A 2,247-nucleotide genomic window follows, 5' to 3' on the forward strand; every position below is an offset into this window, starting at 1 on the left:
AAAAATAGAAAAAATAAAACTCAATACCAAACTGTAAAATTTAGATATGGATATAAGTCTTTTATTTATACTTGCTGGATGTTGCTGTACTTATATAATATTGTATGCACAAAAAGCACACAAGGGAACAAAATACTATATGCCTTGATTGTTCTATTATTCCCTATTATCGGAATATCAATATATTATTTAATTCGTAAATAATTTATGGAAAGGTTGCTTTATTTTATTACCAATATTTCAATGATTATTATTGCAATATGGGCTATTACACCTATCATCATTGATGATATTACTATTGATTCAACAGTAGCTCGTTTAGGTTTGATTTCCGCTTGCATTGCTAATTTGTTTCAGAAGAAAAAGAAAGTCAAAAATTCACTTTTTGTTGTATCAATTATCTTGATAATCACTGCAACTATCATAAAAATTTATTTCAAGGGTTGAATATGAAAACTAAAATTTTATTAGAAATATTGTTGGTGTTTATTTGTTTACCAAGTTATTCAAACTACCAAGATAAACATCGTGAAAACGGTTGGTATCATGTGATTAACAGACAAAAAGATAGTTTATCTATAAATCCAATAGTAACAGTTAAGGATTTCATTGGACTAAAATTAGATACTGACATTTTTGGAAAATATGTAATAAACGGACAAATCAGTAAACATAAACTTAACAAATGGGCTGTGGAAACCGGAAAAGCTATCGGGAAACAAATTGCATTTACATTCAAAGATTCTGTTATATCCAGCCCTACGGTTAACGCAAGATTAGAAAGCGGAGCTTTCCAAATTACATCCCATTCTAACAAAGAACTTCTCGATATATATAAACAACTCATGAAAGAGAAATCCGATTCGCTTGACGCATTATTCAAAGAATGGGAAAAAGATTCTTTATATTATGAATTGCCCCCAAAACAACGGGATTCTGCCCAAATGAATATCGATTATTGGGAAGCCAAAGCATGGATAGACTTAACAACTAAACCTAAAGAGCATTATTGGTATAGCATACAGGATTCTACCGAATACAAGCGATTGGAAAAAGCATTGAAAGAGGAATTGGAAAAGCCCAATGTCAGTAACAAAGCTTCTGACTATATGAAATCTGACGCATACAAAGCGTACAAGCAGTACTTACATGATAATGAGGAATATATAAGCCTGATGTTTCAAGGGTTTATGTTTAAAGAATTAAAAGGATTGTGTGGGTATTTAGTAGATGACATAATACAATCAAAATATCCTTCTGTACCGAGTATTAGAAGTTATGTTAATGAAGCTGGTAATATGGATGATGAAAGATTTGCTGTTTATGAATGGGAACGTAAGGTCTGGTATCAAATGAATATTGCACAAGAAAAGCCGCTACAAGTTGATGATAGAAAAGCACAAAGGTGCTTTTCTATCATCGGAAGAACATTTATAGAAGAATACATAGTTCCTAACCAAGTAACAAAATCCCCATTAAGTGCTGGTACTTGTATTCAAATTGAAGAGATACCAAAGCGTAGTTGGGTGGCAGATAAAGAGGGCTATTTCAAAATAGACAGTCTACAAAAAGGAAAATATCATTTAACATTTTCTTGTGTTGGTCTTGAGCATGTAGATACCGTAATTTTTGTTAATGACAATATAGATTTAAAGATTATATTGTCAGATTTTAGTATTCATACACCACGATTAAGCCTAATCCTTTCAAAAAAGGAAGAAAACAATATTCTGAAAGACAATTTTTGGGATAAATACGGACTTACAGTATCGTGGTACACAAAAGAAAGTTTACAAGATAAATCACAGCGTTTAACAATCTTAAGTTATTCCCACATAGTAAAAAGAAATCAAATAGTTTTCGATTATCTCGATAAGAAATATGGATATAGCTGGAGGTTTGAAGCACCAAAAGGAATAATAGGGTTAGACGAAAAGTTAGATACCTATGGAATTTTTACAAAATGACAAAGTAACATACTTAACATTACAACTTACACATGGGATGAATGATTTTCCTTTTTCGGCACTTTCTTTTTTTCGTAAGCCGATTTTATAAAATTGCCGCCGATAGTTCGTACTTTCGGAAAAAGATATTATATTTGCCATTGAAGGAGTTATTTGACAGCATAGCAACGCAAAACGCAAAAATTCGCACGGTTGCTAAATCGTTACCTCTATTTCTCAAATAATTCGCTAAAAGTTTATTCTTCAATTGGTTAAGTCAAATCGATAAAAATCTAAAATA

Annotated in this window: 3 protein-coding genes; all 3 read left to right on the plus strand. The window is 31.2% G+C overall.

What is annotated here, in order from left to right; translation table 11 throughout:
• Positions 1–78 precede the first annotated feature (78 nt).
• Genes DW947_RS22135 through DW947_RS21965 form a run of 3 tightly spaced genes read left to right on the plus strand, consistent with a single transcriptional unit; the run spans position 79 to position 1,967 of the window.
• On the plus strand, positions 79–204 hold the full coding sequence (locus tag DW947_RS22135; RefSeq protein ID WP_374937519.1) for a PLDc N-terminal domain-containing protein: 126 nt from the start codon (positions 79–81) through the stop codon (positions 202–204).
• A 3-nt stretch (positions 205–207) separates the two neighbouring features.
• Entirely contained in the window at positions 208–447 is a 240-nt protein-coding gene (locus DW947_RS21280) for a hypothetical protein (RefSeq protein ID WP_117967078.1), read from the plus strand.
• A 2-nt stretch (positions 448–449) separates the two neighbouring features.
• Positions 450–1,967, plus strand: coding sequence for a SecDF P1 head subdomain-containing protein (locus tag DW947_RS21965; RefSeq protein WP_243635118.1), 1,518 nt, complete (start codon positions 450–452; stop codon positions 1,965–1,967).
• The last annotated feature ends 280 nt before the right edge of the window (positions 1,968–2,247 follow it).

Source organism: Bacteroides sp. AM44-19, from assembly GCF_003603395.1.
Lineage (GTDB): Bacteria > Bacteroidota > Bacteroidia > Bacteroidales > Bacteroidaceae > Bacteroides > Bacteroides uniformis.